Source organism: Streptomyces sp. NPDC047085 (assembly GCF_040643735.1).
Lineage (GTDB): Bacteria > Actinomycetota > Actinomycetes > Streptomycetales > Streptomycetaceae > Streptomyces.
Map to the genome: position 1 here is coordinate 251,775 of NZ_JBEYUW010000005.1, position 16,060 is coordinate 267,834.

At 68.5% G+C, this 16,060-nt stretch carries 17 protein-coding genes and 1 pseudogene; 9 read left to right on the forward strand and 9 right to left on the reverse strand.

Annotated features, from left to right (window positions below):
- Window positions 1-67: 67 nt before the first annotated feature.
- Window positions 68-460, forward strand: a complete 393-nt coding sequence (locus tag ABZ865_RS19825) for a hypothetical protein (protein ID WP_361231687.1) — start codon at window positions 68-70, stop codon at window positions 458-460.
- Between the two features lie 181 nt (window positions 461-641).
- Here the strand turns inward: ABZ865_RS19825 and arsM are convergent, their stop codons facing one another.
- Entirely contained in the window at window positions 642-1,541 is a 900-nt protein-coding gene (arsM, locus tag ABZ865_RS19830; RefSeq protein ID WP_361231689.1) for an arsenite methyltransferase, read from the reverse strand.
- Between the two features lie 107 nt (window positions 1,542-1,648).
- Here arsM and ABZ865_RS19835 point away from each other — a divergent pair, with 107 nt between their 5' ends.
- The 3 genes from ABZ865_RS19835 (at window position 1,649) to ABZ865_RS19845 (ending at window position 3,266) form a co-directional block, all read left to right on the forward strand.
- Complete coding sequence (locus ABZ865_RS19835) at window positions 1,649-2,026, forward strand: metalloregulator ArsR/SmtB family transcription factor (protein ID WP_361231691.1); 378 nt, start codon at window positions 1,649-1,651, stop codon at window positions 2,024-2,026.
- The gene (locus ABZ865_RS19840; RefSeq protein WP_361231693.1) at window positions 2,023-2,757 is read left to right on the forward strand and encodes an MIP/aquaporin family protein; all 735 of its coding nucleotides are present in this window, start codon (window positions 2,023-2,025) and stop codon (window positions 2,755-2,757) included. Before ABZ865_RS19835 ends, ABZ865_RS19840 begins: the two co-directional genes overlap by 4 nt.
- 74 nt (window positions 2,758-2,831) lie before the next feature.
- Window positions 2,832-3,266: an arsenate reductase ArsC gene (locus ABZ865_RS19845; protein ID WP_361231695.1), complete on the forward strand. Its 435-nt coding sequence runs from the start codon at window positions 2,832-2,834 to the stop codon at window positions 3,264-3,266.
- Between the two features lie 170 nt (window positions 3,267-3,436).
- Here ABZ865_RS19845 and ABZ865_RS19850 read toward each other — a convergent pair whose 3' ends face one another.
- From ABZ865_RS19850 to ABZ865_RS19875, 6 genes are all read right to left on the reverse strand, one after another.
- On the reverse strand, window positions 3,437-4,624 hold the full coding sequence (locus ABZ865_RS19850) for an SPFH domain-containing protein (RefSeq protein WP_361231697.1): 1,188 nt from the start codon (window positions 4,622-4,624) through the stop codon (window positions 3,437-3,439).
- 11 nt (window positions 4,625-4,635) lie between these two features.
- Window positions 4,636-4,884, reverse strand: coding sequence for a hypothetical protein (locus tag ABZ865_RS19855; RefSeq protein WP_263209826.1), 249 nt, complete (start codon window positions 4,882-4,884; stop codon window positions 4,636-4,638).
- A 202-nt stretch (window positions 4,885-5,086) separates the two neighbouring features.
- Entirely contained in the window at window positions 5,087-5,347 is a 261-nt protein-coding gene (locus tag ABZ865_RS19860) for a hypothetical protein (RefSeq protein ID WP_361231699.1), read from the reverse strand.
- A gap of 38 nt (window positions 5,348-5,385) precedes the next feature.
- Window positions 5,386-5,658 (reverse strand): hypothetical protein, encoded by a 273-nt coding sequence (locus tag ABZ865_RS19865; RefSeq protein ID WP_361231701.1) that lies wholly within the window; start codon window positions 5,656-5,658, stop codon window positions 5,386-5,388.
- A 318-nt stretch (window positions 5,659-5,976) separates the two neighbouring features.
- The gene (locus tag ABZ865_RS19870; protein WP_361231703.1) at window positions 5,977-6,738 is read right to left on the reverse strand and encodes a GNAT family N-acetyltransferase; all 762 of its coding nucleotides are present in this window, start codon (window positions 6,736-6,738) and stop codon (window positions 5,977-5,979) included.
- Between the two features lie 147 nt (window positions 6,739-6,885).
- Entirely contained in the window at window positions 6,886-7,740 is an 855-nt protein-coding gene (locus ABZ865_RS19875; RefSeq protein ID WP_361231705.1) for a thioesterase family protein, read from the reverse strand.
- Between the two features lie 193 nt (window positions 7,741-7,933).
- On the opposite strand from ABZ865_RS19875, the gene ABZ865_RS19880 reads away from it, so the two are divergent.
- Window positions 7,934-8,578, forward strand: coding sequence for a TetR/AcrR family transcriptional regulator (locus tag ABZ865_RS19880; RefSeq protein ID WP_361231707.1), 645 nt, complete (start codon window positions 7,934-7,936; stop codon window positions 8,576-8,578).
- A 201-nt stretch (window positions 8,579-8,779) separates the two neighbouring features.
- Here ABZ865_RS19880 and ABZ865_RS19885 read toward each other — a convergent pair whose 3' ends face one another.
- Both ABZ865_RS19885 and ABZ865_RS19890 read right to left on the reverse strand, forming a co-directional pair.
- Entirely contained in the window at window positions 8,780-10,900 is a 2,121-nt protein-coding gene (locus ABZ865_RS19885; protein WP_361231709.1) for a SpoIIE family protein phosphatase, read from the reverse strand.
- A gap of 195 nt (window positions 10,901-11,095) precedes the next feature.
- The gene (locus tag ABZ865_RS19890) at window positions 11,096-12,559 is read right to left on the reverse strand and encodes an FAD-binding oxidoreductase (protein WP_361231711.1); all 1,464 of its coding nucleotides are present in this window, start codon (window positions 12,557-12,559) and stop codon (window positions 11,096-11,098) included.
- A 347-nt stretch (window positions 12,560-12,906) separates the two neighbouring features.
- Here ABZ865_RS19890 and ABZ865_RS19895 point away from each other — a divergent pair, with 347 nt between their 5' ends.
- From ABZ865_RS19895 to ABZ865_RS19910, 4 genes and pseudogenes are all read left to right on the forward strand, one after another.
- Window positions 12,907-13,341 (forward strand): Rrf2 family transcriptional regulator, encoded by a 435-nt coding sequence (locus ABZ865_RS19895; protein ID WP_361231713.1) that lies wholly within the window; start codon window positions 12,907-12,909, stop codon window positions 13,339-13,341.
- A gap of 109 nt (window positions 13,342-13,450) precedes the next feature.
- Window positions 13,451-14,653, forward strand: a complete 1,203-nt coding sequence (locus ABZ865_RS19900) for an MFS transporter (RefSeq protein ID WP_361231715.1) — start codon at window positions 13,451-13,453, stop codon at window positions 14,651-14,653.
- Window positions 14,654-14,841: 188 nt separating this feature from the next.
- Window positions 14,842-15,723 (forward strand): MBL fold metallo-hydrolase, encoded by an 882-nt coding sequence (locus ABZ865_RS19905; protein WP_361231717.1) that lies wholly within the window; start codon window positions 14,842-14,844, stop codon window positions 15,721-15,723.
- Between the two features lie 73 nt (window positions 15,724-15,796).
- Window positions 15,797-15,979 (forward strand): annotated as a pseudogene (locus ABZ865_RS19910) (transcriptional regulator); the annotation flags it as partial.
- Between the last annotated feature and the right edge of the window lie 81 nt (window positions 15,980-16,060).

Here is a 16,060-nt window from a genome sequence, read left to right on the forward strand (position 1 = left end):
CTAGGGAAATCAAAGACTTGAGGAACACTGAGAAACCCGAGGAACTTGAGGAACTTGAGGAACCACCATGGCAGCTGAGTCCGGCGGACAATCGGAACGGGATCCCTTGGAGGCCTTCATCGACGAGGTCTTCGAGGAAATTGTGCGCGATGCCGGAGTTCCGCATACCGGCATCGGCGTCAAGCACGGAAAGGACCCGCTGACGGGGGCCCTGATGGAAGCGGCCGTTGCGTCCCTGTCCCGGCCGCCCTCCCGTTCCTCGGAACTGGAAAGGGTGTTCTTCGCGCAGACCCTCGCGACCGCCCTGGCGGATGCTCTCGCGCCTGCCCTGGCGGATGTGCTGGCCTCGGAGATCATGAAGGTGCTGACGCAGCATGCCGCCGCCCAGGGCCCCGCGCATGAAGCCGTCGGTGGGGCCGGCCGCGGCCGATCCTCTTCCGGAAGCGGCGAACGCTCCTAGGGACCGTGGCCTCGCTACCCGCTCCACTGCCCCCGGGCCAAGCCCGGTCGGGCGCCTTGCGCGGGTGCCCCGTCAGGACGCGCCCTTCAAGGACGTGATGCCTCAGTCCTGCTCAAGGACGTGATGCCTCAGTCCTGCTCAAGGGCGTGACGCCTCAGTCCTGCTTCAAGGGCGCGATGCCTCAGCCCTGGCAGCCGCAGCCCGATGCCGTCTTCAACTCGGCGACAGTTCGTGCCGGGTCCGTCGAGGTCTCCGCCGGTGTGCAGCAGGAGTTGACGCCGCAGCAGGCGTCGGCCGGCACGCCCGCGGTCTCGGTGGCCTCCCTGGTGGTGGTGGGCGGCTTCGTGGCACGGACGATCGCGGAGTGCATGCCGTCGGCGACCGAGTGGGTCGGAGTGATCTCGACGTTCGTGAATCCCGCCGCTTCCAGGCCCGCACGGTATTCCGCGAAGGACAGCGCCCCGGCGATGCAGCCGACGTGGTCACCGCGCTCGGCTCGCTGTTCGGGGCTGAGGGCGTCATCGGCGACGACGTCGGAGACCCCGATGCGGCCGCCCGGCCTCAGCACGCGGAAGGTCTCGGCGAAGACGGCGGACTTGTCGGTGGACAGGTTGATCACGCAGTTCGAGATCACCACGTCGATGGTGCCCGCGGGCAGCGGGATCGCCTCGATGGTGCCCTTGAGGAACTCGACGTTGGCCGCGCCCGCCTTCGCGGCGTTGGCCAGGGCCAGGGCGAGCATCTCCTCGGTCATGTCGAGGCCGTATGCCTTGCCGGCGGGGCCGACGCGGCGGGCGGAGAGCAGGACGTCGATGCCGCCGCCGGAACCGAGGTCGAGGACGCGCTCACCCTCGCGCAGCTCGGCGACGGCGGTGGGGTTGCCGCAGCCGAGGGAGGCGGCGACCGCCTCGGCGGGCAGGGCGTCGCGCTCGTCGGCGGCGTAGAGAGTCGAGCCGAAGTTCTCGTCGACCTCGACGGGCTGGGGTCCGCAACAGGCGGTGCCGCCCTCGGTGACCTTCACCGCCGCCGCGGCGTATCGCCGGCGGACGGTTTCGCGCAGGTCGGTGGACTGCTCGCTCATGACGTCACTCCTGGGTGAGACGGGGCATGGCAACGCTCCGAACGGCCTGTATAGACGTTCGTTGATGCAACCTTGCGGCGTGATTCGAAAAACGTCAACATAGAGGCATGTCGAAACAAGAGCTCGAGGTGATCGGGCAGGACGCCGCCTGCTGTCCGGGCCTCGCCTCCGCGCCGCTGGACGAGAAGCGGGCGCTGGAACTGGCGAAGGTCTTCAAGGCCCTGGGCGACCCGGTCCGTCTGCGCCTGCTGTCGATGATCGCCGCGCGAGCCGAGGGCGGCGGCGAGGTCTGCGTGTGCGAGCTGACCCCGGCCTTCGAGCTGTCCCAGCCGACGATCTCCCACCACCTCAAGCTGCTGCGCCAGGCCGGTCTGATCGACTGCGAGCGCCGTGGGACCTGGGTCTACTACTGGGCACTGCCCGGCGCCCTGGACCGGCTCGCCGGGTTCCTGACCGCACCGCAGCCCGTGGGAACCGGCTCGTGACCGCGCCGCTCGTCCGTCGCCTCGCCGCCGAGGCGGTGGGGACCGCGCTGCTCGTGACGGTGGTGGTGGGCTCGGGGATCCAGGCCACCGAGCTGTCGCACGACGTCGGTGTGCAGCTGCTCGCCAACTCCCTCGCCACCGTCTTCGGTCTCGCCGTACTGATCACTCTGCTGGGGCCGGTCTCGGGGGCGCACTTCAACCCGGCCGTCACCCTCGCCGCCTGGGCCCTCGGCCGCCGCACCGGAACCGGCCCCGCGCTGCGGGAGGTGGCCGCGTACGTCCCCGCCCAGGTCGCCGGGGCGATCGGCGGCGCGATCCTCGCGGACGCGATGTTCGCCGAGCCGCTCGTGCGGTTCTCCACCCACGACCGGTCCGCCCCGCACCTGCTGCTCGGCGAGATCGTCGCGACCGCGGGCCTCGTCGCCCTGGTCTTCGGACTCGACCGGGTCGCCCGTGCCCACGTGGCCCCCGCCGCCGTGGCGTCCTACATCGGGGCCGCCTACTGGTTCACCTCCTCCACGTCGTTCGCGAACCCCGCGGTGACCATCGGCCGGGCGTTCACGGACACCTTCGCCGGGATCGCACCCGCCTCCGTGGCGCCGTTCATCGCGGCCCAACTGGCCGGTGCCGTGCTCGGACTGGGCGCCGTGGCCATGGTGTACGGACGTCCGGCCCCCGCGGAGCACGAGATCGCCGCCCCACACGGCGAACCGGAACTGGCCTCTTCCTGAGCGCACTTCACCCTCCAAGCAAGCCACTTCGAGCAAGCCACTTCGAGCAAGCCACTTCGAGGAAGACACCTGCCATGACCACCCCCTCCCCCTCCCCCTCCCCGCGTCCGTCGGTGCTGTTCGTCTGCGTCCACAACGCCGGCCGCTCCCAGATGGGTGCCGCCTTCCTCTCCCACCTCTCCGACGGCCGGGTCGAGGTCCGCTCCGCCGGATCCGCCCCCGCCGACACCGTCAACCCGGCCGTCGTGGAAGCGATGAAGGAGGCCGGCATCGACATCTCCGCCGAGACCCCGAAGGTCCTCACCACGGAGGCGGTGCAGTCCTCCGACGTGGTGATCACGATGGGATGCGGAGACGCCTGCCCCGTCTTCCCCGGAAAGCGCTACCTGGACTGGCAGTTGGAGGACCCGGCGGGCCAGGGCGTCGACGCCGTACGACCGATCCGGGACGCCATCGAACAGCGCGTGCGCGAACTGCTCGCCGAACTCGGCATCCCGGCAAAACCCTGATGTCAAAGGCCCCGGACCAAGACCGGTCCGGGGCCTTTCCCCTGGTGCCTCCGGCAGGATTCGGACCTGTGACACGCGCTTGGGTCATACCTGGGTCCGAGCCTGGAGTTCAGGGTCACAACGATCGGTGCCTGGAGGATGTCGAAGCGTGAGACGCCTGGCCGCCGGCCCTAGTCGACGTCCACCGGGCCGTCGTTCGACTTCTTTCCCTTGCTGGTGGGCAGTTGGAGCAGGCGGTTGTTCTCGCTCTCCTCCTTGGACCGCCGTCCGTCGGGCTCCTGGCCGTTCAGGTTCTGCCGGACCGAGTCGAGGATCGTCAGCCCCTGGGACACCAGGCCGGCGGCGATCTCGCCGAGGCCGTCCGCGCCGTTCAGGACGTTGACGTTGGCGCCCGCGAGGCCGCCGGCGGCCTCCTTGACGATCTGCGGGAGCTGGTCGATCAGCATCCGGTCGAGCGCGACCCGGTCGTACGAGGCGGCCGCCTCCGCCTGGATCTTCATCCGCTGCGCCTCGGCGGCCGCGAGGATCCTGACCCGCTCGGCCTCGGCCTCGGCGGGCTTCACGACCTCGGCGACCAGCTGCTGCTGGCGCAGCTTGGCCTGGCGCAGGGCCAGCTCCGTCTGGGCGGCGAGCACCTCCTGCTGAGCGTGCGCCTGCGCCAGCGGTCCGGCCTGCCCGGCCTGTGCCTGGGCGCGGTCCACCTCGGCCGAGTACTCGGCCTTGACGATGGCGGTCTGCCGGGCGTACTCGGCCTGCTTACGGGCCGCCGCCTGCTCCGCCTCGACGGCGGCCTGGGTGGCCTGTGCCTGGGCGATCTGCGCCTGCCGCTGGATGGCGGCCTTGTGGGGCGCGGACATGGCGTCGATGTAGCCGGTGTCGCCGTCGTCGATCGACTGGATCTGCAGCGAGTCGACGATCAGGCCGATCTTCGCCATCTCGGTCTTGGAGGTGTCCAGCACCTCGGCGGCGAGCTTCTGCCGCTCGGTGACGATCTCCTCGACCGTCATCGAGCCGATGATGGCCCGCAGGTGTCCGGCGAAGATCCGGCCGGTGAGCACCGACATCTGCTCCTGGTCGGAGAGGAACCGCTGGCCCGCGTTGATGATGCTCTCGTGGTCGTTGCCGACCTTGAAGGCGATGACCGCGCGGACGTGCAATGCGATGCCCTGCCTGGTCACACAGGTCTCGGTGACCTCGGACTCGCACATGGACAGGGTAAGGAACCGGACCTTCCGGAAGACCGGCAGCACGAACTTCCCGTGCCCCGTGACGACTCGGAACGGCGCGCCCCCCAGTCCCCGCCTGCCCCCCGAGATCAACATCGCCTCGTCGGGAGCGGGGACGCGGTATCCGAACATGCTTGTACTCCTCAGCCGGCCTCGGCGCTGTCGCCGAGCGCGTCCAATGGATCCACCCACTCGATGACGCCGACCTCGCGGCATCCACGTGATTCGATCACGAGCACCGTCGCGCCGACCGGCAGGGGCTCCTCCGACCAGGCGAGGAAGGTCTCGGAGCCGCCTCTGACCCGCACCAGGACTTCGCCGGGGCCTGTGGAACCGCGCGTTCCGATGAGTACCTTCCCCGTGCAGCCGATCACGGCCTCGTCCTGCGGCATCACCGGCCGTCCTCCTCGTCCTGGCCCTGTGATTCCGACGATAGACCCAGTCCGGCCGGGACCCAACGGCCAGGGGCCTCGGGCAGTGGCCTCGGGCCGGGTCACCTGGACGGATGGGCACGACGGCTGTCGGTGTCAGGAGCGAGGTTCGGTGCTGAGAGGGGGTGACCGGTTCTGGCACGAGAGTGGCACGGCTCTTCGGCTACTCGTACACGACGGCTGCGCTGAGGGCCCGCGCAAAGAACGTCCAGTCGCCGTCCCGCGGCATCTCTTCGCCGAGGTACCGATACGAGCCGGGCGAGTCCGTGATCCATGCGGCGAGCGCGCCGAGGTAGTCCTCCACGGTGCGGTTCTCCCACTCCTCGCCCCGCCGGCGAAAGTCGTCGCAGAGGCTGTGGATCATGGCGGCGAGGGACTCTCGCGTCATGACTTCCTTGAAGGGATCGGGCGCATCGTTCGACATGGCTGGACCGTACCGTTGGTCGATGGGGCCCGGGCTGCCTATTCGGCATCGGGATCTTCGAGGCCGAGGTTGTCCGGCGTTTCGAGGAGCGCCGCCTGTCTCTGGGCATCAGGCTCCCGGCCGGCTACCTCGCGGATCACCTGGGCAAGCCTGTGCCTGTCGTCGACGGAGAGCCGGCTGAGCTTGTGTGCGACGTCTTCGAACCACGGCACGCAGACGTCCGGGTCAACGTCATCGTCATCAGTCATGTCGATGGAGATCATGAGGTTCGCCAGGGCATCGGCAAGCGTGATCAACAAAGGGTCCGTCATGGTGTTTCCTCCAGCCGTTCCGCCGACCGCCCCAACAGCGGGTTCACTGTTCTCGAGTCGGCCCGCGCTCGCGCGGGCACTTGATGATCTGCAAGGAGCGGTGTGATGTGAACCCTTGACGGACCTTGTGCCACGGCCGTGATCACGGCAAAGGGCCAGTTCGAGGGGATCAGGTGCGGGCTTCCGTCGCCGTCCGATCGTTCCCTGACACCCAGTTGCGCACCGTCCAGAGGCTGATCCCGAGGTTCTTCGACACGCCCTCGTACATATTCCTCGGGTCCGACAGGTTCGCCACTGGCGGCCAGAACGGCGACACGGTCAGGACGTTGGGATCTCGAACAGCTGATATTCGGCGATGGTCTGGAACGCCATGTGTTGATAGACCGGAATGCCCAAGCTGCTGGCCTGGAGTGTGCCTATACGCGCTCCGCGTTCACGTCCGGCCTTTAGCGCGGCTGCGGTGAGGGCCGCTCCGATGCCTTGACGACGGTGAGCTTCAGCGGTGGTGACTACGTAGATGCCTGCCACGCCGTGGGCGTCGAGCATGCAAGCGGTACCGATCGCCTCTTTGTCGAGCCGTCCGGTGACTCGGACGATGTTGGTGGCGTCGGTCCTTCCTGCCTCGCACTGCACGATGTCATCCAGCAGCTGTGGAGCGAACCCGAAGGACCGGCTGTATGTCCGCACCCACTCGGAGAGGGCCTTGGTGCCGTCAATCGCTTCGATCTTCAGGGATGGGGGAGGGCTGATCTCGGTGTGCTGGGCGATCCGGACGGCCATGATCGGCACCGAACCGACCTTGACGGCGCCGTAGTCGGCCAGCCGATCTTGAACATCGGGGGCGCTGTCCGGCCCGACCCACCACCTCCACGGCACTCCTGCCAAGCGGTTCGTCGCTTGCTTGACCCAGTGGCCCATGTGCTCGCTGCTCTGCAGGCGCAGCACCCCGTTGAGGGCAGAATAAGGCAGCCCGCTGCGGTAGTAGGTCAGGCACTCATCGAGCCGGTCCTGTGCTCCCCAGCCGAGCCAGAAGTCTCGGCAGTTGGCTAGTTGGGGCTCTAGAGCGGTGATGTCGTTCACCCTCATGTCAGTTGCCCATCCTGTGTGGATCTGTTTGCCCGGTGTGCGGGCCTGGCGGTAGACGGTGTGGTGGCTTGCTGAGACGTCGTTTCCGCCGTGGCGTCTCACGCCGTTGCGGCCTCTGCCTGCAGTGGGGGCAGCCGGCTGTCACAGGGGACCGTGCCCAGGCAAGGTGCCCTGGTCTGTCGAGGTACGTGCAGGGCGGGTTGGGCCAGTCTCGCGCGGCGTGTGGAGCCCTTCACGTACGGCGCGTGCCTGGCGGGCGAGAGCGAGCAGCCGGCCGTCGGTGGACCAGATGGCGCTGTTCTCGATGGCCCAGCCGCTTCCGGCGTGCTCGGTGCAAATCCGGACCAGAGCCCATTGCTGGGCAGGGCCGGAGTCCAGGGCGTCGGTGAAATGCACGGTCAGTTCCGCAGTGGGCACCGGGCGCGGCACGGTCCACAGGGCGAACAGGGCGGGCGGCAGGGCATCGGCAAGGACCACCAGCGTCTGTGTATCCAGCGGCCTGCGGTCGGCGAAGCGTATCCAGGCGAGGAGCTCGGCCTTTTCCCCGCCGCCGAGCGGGCGGGCGTCGTCGGCCGGGTGGATCTCCAGGTGGGCAGCGTAGGCCGCCAGAGCGTGGGGGAGGGTGAGTTGTGGGCAGGCGTCGGAGTCCGGTGCGGGGGGCGCGGGCAGATCGGCGTAAGCAGGACCGCTGCCGCCGCGTCCGAACACGGCGGTGCCGGTCAGCACTGGGGCGCCGCCCTGTACCGCGGTGACCGAGGACATCGACGTACGGCGGCCCTCGCGCAGGACGTGGGTCGTAAAGTGCAGCCGGCGCTGGTCCACTGGGGCCAGGAAGTGGGCGCCCATGGTGCGGACCGGATCCGCTTCCGCGCTCCGTCCGGCCAGGTGCTCGCGCATGGCGGCGAGGGCGAGGGCGGCGACGTATCCGCCGTGGGCCCCGTACCAGGACGTCCAAGAGCGGTCGATGCACAGGGTGCTGTCGGTTTCGGGCGACACGGAAGTGCTGGTGGCGGCGTCGGTGTTTGGAGGGGTGCTGGCTGAGTGTGGGGCTGAACCAGGCATGCCGTCCTCCCGGGTTGGGGTCGGGCTTGAGCGGGTCAGAGAAACACTGGATTGACTAGAGCGTACCTCTAATGTCCGATAAGGGATATATTGGGTGGAGTATTCCTCCAGCAGATGGGGCGGTGTTGTGAACCAGAAGACGGATGCCGCAGGCAAGCCGGTCACCCAGGGACGCTCCAGCAGACGGGCGGAGTACGCCGAGGCAACACGCAAGGCCATCGTCGACGCGGCCCGGCGCCTGTTCTTCGAGAAGGGCTACTTCGCGACCCGGGTGGACGACATCGCCGAAGTAGCCCGGGTCTCCCCCGCAACGGTGTACTCGGTGGGCGGCGGGAAGCAGGGGCTGCTGCGCACCCTCATCGACGACTGGTCGGACGCCCCTGTGGTCGACCAGGCCCGGAGACGAATCGGGGAACTCGACGACCCCGCAGAAATCCTGCGCGCCGTCGCCGCGCTCACTCGGAGCATGCGGCAGGACTACGGCGACATCATGCACGTGGTGCTCGCCGCCGCACCCCATGACGAGACAGCGTCCGAAGCCCTCGCCACCGCAACCGCCCGCTACCGCGGGGGCACGGCCTTCGTCGCGCAGCGTCTCGCCGACCTGGGCGCCCTCCGGGAGGGCATCGACGCCGACAAGGCCTTGGACATCCTCTGGTTCTACTTCGGCTACTCCGGGTTCTTCACCCTTGTTGAGGACAACGGGTGGACATACGCCCAAGCCGAACAGTGGCTCCTGGACGCCTGTTGCAGCGCTCTGCTCAAGGCCTGACCGGGCCGACGCGCCTCGCCGCGGCGACCGCTGCAGTCGGCAGCAGTCGGCAAGGCTGTGCAGGCTGGGGCGGATCACTTGATGGTGGTGCGGTTTCTTCCGGCGCGGTGGACGTTGTGGGCGTGCAGTTGCGCTTCTATGCCGTCGGGCAGGAGGCCAGGAGCCGCGGATGAGGCCGGTATCGCCGGTGTCGGATGCCCTTTACGCGCTGGTGGGAAGGGTCTGCTCGGCCCAGACGAGTTTGCCGTCCGGGATCTGGCGGGTGCCCCAGCGGTGGGCGAGTTGAGCGACGAGGAAGAGGCCGCGGCCACCCTCGTCGTGGAGATGGGCCTGGTGCAGGCGCGGTGCGATGCTGCTGTGGTCGGCGACCTCGCAGACCAGCACCTCGTGGCGGATCAGGCGCAAGCGGATGGGGCCGGTGGCGTGGAGGACGGCGTTGGTGACCAGTTCGCTGACGATGAGTTCGGTGCTCGTGGCCAGTTTCTGCAGTCCCCAGCTTGCCAGCTGGCCAACCACCAGGGATCGCGCTGTACTGACGGCGGCCGGATCGGTGGCCAGTTCCCATGCGGCAGTGTGGGCGGGGTTCAGTGAGCGTGTGCGGGCCAGGACGAGTGTGACGTCGTCGGACGGAGAGTCGACCGGCAGGGTGTCGATCATCACGGAGGACAAATCCTCCAGAGAGAGGCCAGGCCGGGTGAGGGCAGTGATCAGGCGTTCCATTCCGGCATCGATGTCGTAGCGACGGTCTTCGATGAGTCCGTCGGTGAACAAGGCGATGACGCTCTGCTCGGGCAGCTGTATCTCGGTGGCCTCGTACGGCAGCGTGGCCAGGCCCAGCGGTGTCCCGGCGGGGACGTCCGGGACGGTGATGCTGCCGTCCGGGAAGAGGATGGCCGGCGGGGGGTGTCCGGCGCGGGCCATGGTGCAGGTCTGGGTGACCGGATCGTAGACGGCGTACAGGCAGGTCGCGCCCAGCGAGGAGGTGTAGCGGCCTATGTCGTCGGATTCCTCTTCAGCCAGTCGGCCGACCACGTTGTTGAGATGGGTGAGCAGTTCGCCAGGGGAGTGGTCGAGGTCGGCGAGGGTCTGCACCGCCATTCGCAGGCGGCCCATCGCGGCCGCGGCCTGCACCCCGTGCCCGACGACATCGCCGACGACGAGAGCTACGCGACCGCCGGGCAGGGTGATGACGTCGTACCAGTCGCCACCGACGCCCTCCTCTACATCGGCCGGGAGATAGCGGGTGACCACGTCGAGGGCGGACCCTCCGGTCACGTGGCGGGGTAGCAGGCTGCGCTGGAGCGCGAGAGCGGTGGCGCGCTCGCGTGTGTAGCGATTGGCGTTGTCCAGGCTCAGGGCTGCCCGGGCGACCAATTCCTCGGCGAGGAGCAGGTCGTCCTCGTCGAAAGGTACGGGGTTGTCCATCCGGACGAACACCGCAACACCCAGAATGACGCCGCGGGCGTGCATCGGCACGATCATCAGGGAGTGCATCCCGTGCTCGCGGATGTTCTCCGCCAGCGCCGGGTCCAGGTTGTACCACAACGACGGGGAATTACCCAGGGTCGGCTCTATCAGCGACAAGCCCGAGGCCAGGACTTGAGTGAACGGTGACGTCGAGGCCACGTAGACCACTTGGCCGCGATCCCACAAAGACTCCGGTACTCCCGGATGGATTGACGCCAGTCCCGCGCGGCGGAAGACGGGGAAGCGCCCGTCCATCGGGCCCAGCCGCGCCAGAGGCTTCTCACCAAGCCGCACTGCCTCAGTCAGATCGACCGCTGCATGGTCGGCCAGGAACGGCACGGCGAAATCCGCCAACTCCTGCGCCGTGCGGATCACATCGAGCGTGGTGCCGATTCGGGTGCTTGCATTGCTGAGCTGGGCCAGCCGCTCGCCGGCCCATTGCCGGCCGGCCATCTCCTTGACCAGGGAGCACACGCCCAGTGCCCCGCCCTCATCGTCATCGAGTCGGAAAAAGGACACCGAGAGGTTCGGCTGCCGGCCGTCGTCTCCAGCAGTCGGAACGGGGTATTCGCGGCCTATCACCGGAGTGCTGCCGGCAAGGACCTCCCTCATCACCGCCTCCAGCACGTCGGCCTCGCCGCTCAGTGCCTGGGAGGGCGGTCGGCCCAGGCGCTGCGTAGCGGGGATGCCGTCCTGGTGTGCCAGAGTTTCGTTCACCCAGGTGCAGCGCAGGTGAGTGTCCCAGACCGCCAGCCCCACTGCGGAGCGGGTCAGCAGGGATTCCAGTGCTGCTCTGCTGCCTGCGGACGCGCCTCGCAGGATGCCGTCCAGGCCGGCCGGTGCCCGCTTCGTCATGGCAGTTTCTTCCTCCGCTTTGTTTCTGATTTGTTTTTGAAGGGGCCGATGTGCCGCGGTGCAGGGGCCCGGCGTGCCGGGGCGGCTGCAGCCGCCCCGGCGCTGACGACAGCACGGAGCCGACGCTCCGTCGCATCGCGCCGAGCTGGAGGCCCCGCCGGCGCGGGTCCGTAACCCCTCGGCCTGTTGGGAGTGTCAGAGTTGGTCGACGACCGGGCGGCACCTGCTTTCGCGGCGGCTTTGCTGTCCGCCGCGAGCCTTGGGACATCGGTGTGCTGGCGCCCGTTTGACCTGGTTGCCCGCGGCGGGCAGGGGCGTGGCGGCGAAGACGTGCTCGGGGTCATAGCGCTCTTTGATCTCCGTGAGCCGCCCGGTGTGGGGGCCGTAGGCGTGAGCGATCTGGTCGTGGGCGGCGGGGCCGAGGAGGTTGGGGTAACCGCCGGGCAGGGCGTGGGGTGCAAGGGCGCTGGAGGTGGCATCCGCCCAGGCGCGATGCCCTGCGGCCTGTCCGTCGCCGGGCTGCCAGGCCGCCACGATCTCCACCATGAAGTGGGCGCGCCGCAGACCGAAGGCGGTCGCCTCCAAAGGCACGCGGGTGGCGGCGCCGTGGAAGTGGTGGACGGAGATGCCGCTCAGCGGCGAGGTGCTGGTGGCCGCGGCTTCGGCCAGCGCGGCGACCACGCCCGGCGTGAAGCCGGCGATGGTGCGGGTGGCAAGGGCGTAGTGGCGTCCGGCGGGCCCCAACTCCTCGTTCAGGCGCAGCATCTGCGCCAGAGGCATGGGTGCGACCTGCGCCGAAAGGGGCGATCCAAGCTGCTGGAGTGGGCTGACGACGGCTTCGCCGCGGGCCGGGTCACCGCTCCAGGCGGGTGCGAGGAGCACGACGGGAGTGCCGTCCGGGCCGGTGACGAGTCCGCTTTGGACGGTCAGGTCGTCGGGTGCGGTGGGAAGGAAGGCGTCGAGGCGCTCGAAGACATGCGCTGCCTGGGACAGTGGATAGGTGATCAACCCGGCCAGCAGTTGGGAACCTGCGTGCAGCCTTATCCGGAGACTCGTGACCACGCCGAAGTTGCCGCCCGCGCCGCGCAGGGCCCAGTGCAGCTCCGGATGGTGCGCGTCATCGGCGGTGACTAGGCGCCCGTCAGCCAGGACGACATCTGCGGCCAGCATGTTGTCCAGGGCCAGCCCGGCGCGCCCGTTGAGCGGACCGTAGCCTCCGGCGAGCGTCAGACCGGCCATACCGACACCACCCACCATGCCGGTGACCGCCGACAGCCCCTGCGAGGCGGCGGCCGCGATCGCGTACTCAGCAGTGGCGCCGCCCTGGAGGGTGGCGGCCCGTGTGCGTCGGTCGACTGCGACGTGCCGCATCTGCGCCAAGTCGATGACCAGCCCCCCGGAACGCAGGGAGCGCCCCGCCCAATCATGCCCGCCGCCTCTCACGGACAGCGGCAGCCCGTTGTCCCGAGCAGCCAGGACAGCGGCACGCACCTGGCCGGGGGTCCGGGGCCGCACGATCAACGCCGGACGGTGCTCCACGGCGCCGTTCCACAGTCGGGCACCCTCCCGGTAGCCGGGGCCGCCGGTCAGGATCTGGTCCGGTTCCAGCTGCGTCAGCAGTTCTCTCACGGCGCCCTGCACCGAGATGTCGCTCTGCACGACAGCCTCCTTCAGCTGCCCCAGCGGGCAGGCCAGAGAATCACTGTATGGACTAGAGTATGACTCTAATGTCTGATAAGTACTATGACGGATGCATTATTCCTCCAGTGAGTGAAGAGGCGGTGGGACCAGAGGGTGCATCCCGCAGATGAGGAAACCGCCACCCGCGGCCTTGCCGACGCGCCAGCCTGTCGTTCACAGGACTCGGCTTCCGGCCGCAAAGGTCTCGCGCTCCCGCATCTGCTCAAGGGCGCGCGACTGGGTGGGCTGAATTGCCGGTGCGCTTGACAGGCGCCCGTGTTGTAATTGAACCTGTTACAACGCGACGTTCGAGGAAGGAGGGTCCGATGGCTGTGAGTAGTCGCATGACCGTGGCCATACACGCGTTGACCTGGATGGCGCTCACCTGCCCTCGACGTCCCGGCGGCATTGTGACCTCCGACAGGATTGCGGCGAGTGTCAACACAAACCCTGTGGTGATTCGTCGGATCCTCGGCAGTCTGCGTGAGGCCGGCCTGGTCGTGTCGGTGCGCGGTCAGGGTGCGGGTGTGAAGCTCGGACGGCCCCCCGAGTCGATCACCTTGAACGATGTTTACGAAGCCGTCGAACCCGAGCCCCTCATCGCGCTGCATTCGACCCTCCCTAGTCAGGAGTGTCCCGTCGGCCTGGGTCTCCCGCCGGTGTTGCAAGGCGTGTACGGCCGCGCCGAGGAAGCGATGAAGGAAGAGTTGGCGACGATCACCATCGCCGACGTCCTAAAGAAGACGATCGCCGTCGCCTGAAGCGCGCCCGCTCGGTGATATCCGGTTCATTTCCGGCCGATCTTCGGATCGGCCTCTCTTTTAAAACAGTGATGTAACAGACATGGTTACATCATCAGGAGGACCCCACGTGTACCGATCGCTCCTCGTACTGACTGCGGCGCTCTTCGCCATCGGCACGGACAGCTTCGTCATCGCCGGCATCCTGCCCGACGCCGGGCACTCTTTGGGCGTTGGCATCGGAACCGCCGGATGGCTGATCACGGCCTACGCCTTCACCTACGCCGTCCTCGGCCCCGTCATGGCGGCACTCACCACGCGCTGGCCGCGGCGCACGTTGTTCCTCACCGGACTCGGCATCTTCATCGTGGGCAACCTTTTGACCGCATTTGTTCCGAGCTTCGGCATCGCTCTGTTCGCACGGGCGCTGGCCGGGCTCGGCGGCTCGATGGTGACCCCGACCGCGATAGCTGCGGCAGCCGCGCTCGCTCCGCCGGAGCGCCGGGGGCGTGCGATCTCCACGGTGATGGCCGGTCTCAGCGCGGCGACCGCGCTCGGTGCCCCCATCGGCACGGCCATCGGCAGTCTGACCGGTGACTGGCGCATCACCATGGTGTTCGTCTCCGCTCTCGGGGCTGTTGCGGCGCTGGCCATCGCGCTTCTGCTGCCCAAGATCCCCAACCCGCCGCTGGTCCCGCTGCGGACGCGGCTCGCGCCGCTCGGCGACCGCCGTGTCGGCATGGGCCTGCTGACGACACTCCTGTTGTTCACCGGCCTGTACATCGTCTACTCCTACATCGCGGACGGCCTGGACCGCGCGACCGGCGGCAGCGGCATCACGCTCTCGGTCCTGCTGTTTGTGTGGGGTGTGGCCTCGACGATCGGCACGCTCGGTTCGGGGCACCTGGTCGACCGGCTCGGCGCCCGCCGGATCATCAACACCGCCCTCGTGGTGCTCGCCATCGACTTCGTGCTGATGCCATGGTCCAGTGCGCACATCGGCACAGCCGTCGCCGCGCTGATCGTCTGGGGCCTGTGCGGCTGGGGATTCATCACGCCGCAGACCCACCGCCTGATCGGTGCGATGCCGGCGGCTGCCCCGATGTTGACGGGCCTCCACTCCGCGACGCTCTACGTCGGGGTGTCCATCGCCCCCGTCGTCGGCCAGGGCGCGCTGAACTGGGCCGGCGTGCACTGGCTCGGCCCCATCGGCGCCGCACTGATCGTCCTTGCCTTCAGCGCGGCCGAGATCACACACCTGATCATCCGCCGCCACCAGCCTGCTGCCGAACCGGCTCCGGCCCCGGTGACCGCGAGAGCCGCACGGTCCTGACACCGGACGGTGCCACAGGGTGGGTGCGAAAACGCGCGCAGCCTCGACACACGGCGCGCGCCGGTGGACGCATCACGTGCGCCCCACAGACTCGGCGACGACAAGGTCGCCGGTCCCGGCCGGGAGCATTTCGGGTGTTCCAGGCAAACATAAGAACTAAGCATCGAAAGCTCAGAAAGCAGACAACCATGGCCCTCGAATACGACGTCCTCGTCACCCTTCCTCCCCGGGCGGTCCTGCCCGATGGTTCCTCGGTCCGGCCGCTGCCGGCCTGGTCCCCGATGTCGGCGACCCTCATCCACGGGGAGCGGGACGCCATCCTGATCGACGCCCCGCACCTGGAGGAGCAGTCCCGGCAGGTGGCCGAGTGGGTGCTGGCCTCGGGCAAGAACCTGGTCGCCATGTACGCCACTCACGGCCACGGCGATCACTGGTTCGGTTTCTCCGAGGTCGCCAAGCACTTTCCTGACGCGCGGATGATCGCCACCGAGGGCACCGTGGCCCTGGCGGAGTTCGCCGCCGGAGAGCGTATGGCGTTCTGGAACAGCCAGTTTCCCGGCCAGATCGTCAAGGGCATCGTGCTGCCCGAGGTGATCGACGACTACACCTTCCTCCTGGAGGGCGAGGAGGTCCGGTTCGTCGAGGCCGGCGACAGCGACGGACCGGACACCACGTTCGTGCACGTGCCGTCCATCGGCCTCGTCGTCGCGGGCGACATCGTCTACAACGGCGTCCACCCCTACCTCGCCGGCGGCGAGAAGGCCCGGCCGCTGCCCGAGCGGCGCGCGGACTGGATCGCCGCCATCGACAAGATAGCCGCGGTCCACCCTCGCGCCGTCGTCGCCGGACACAAGAACCCCGCCAACGACGACGACCCCCGCCACCTGGACGAGACCCGCAAGTACCTGCAGGACACCGAGGAAGTGGCCGCCGTCGCCCGCCACGCCAAGGAGTTCGCCGACTTGATGCTGCTGCGTCACCTGGACCGCATCAATCCCACCATCCTGGCCCTGACTGCCGAACACCTCTACCCCGGAACGACCGTCGACGGACGCGCCATCGAGTGGTGACACACCACTCCCGCGGGCACCGGCACCACGGCCCATACCGGCCACATCGAGCCAACCGCGACAACGGAGCCCCCGCAGCATGATCCTCGTCGACGCGCACACAGGCGAGGAAGTCGAGCCCGTCGTCGTCGACGCCAAAACCGGCCGCCGACTCGACGACAGCGCCGCCTACGTCTTCACCGCAGGCCCCGCAGCCAGCGACGCGATGCGCACCCGCTACGCGGCACGGCCGGCCATTCCCGCGGAAGAGGCGTGAGTGTTCATACCACCTAGCGATCCCGACTCACATCGGATCGCGGCCGGCGGCGACGCGCACGGATGCCCAAAGGCGGCGTGC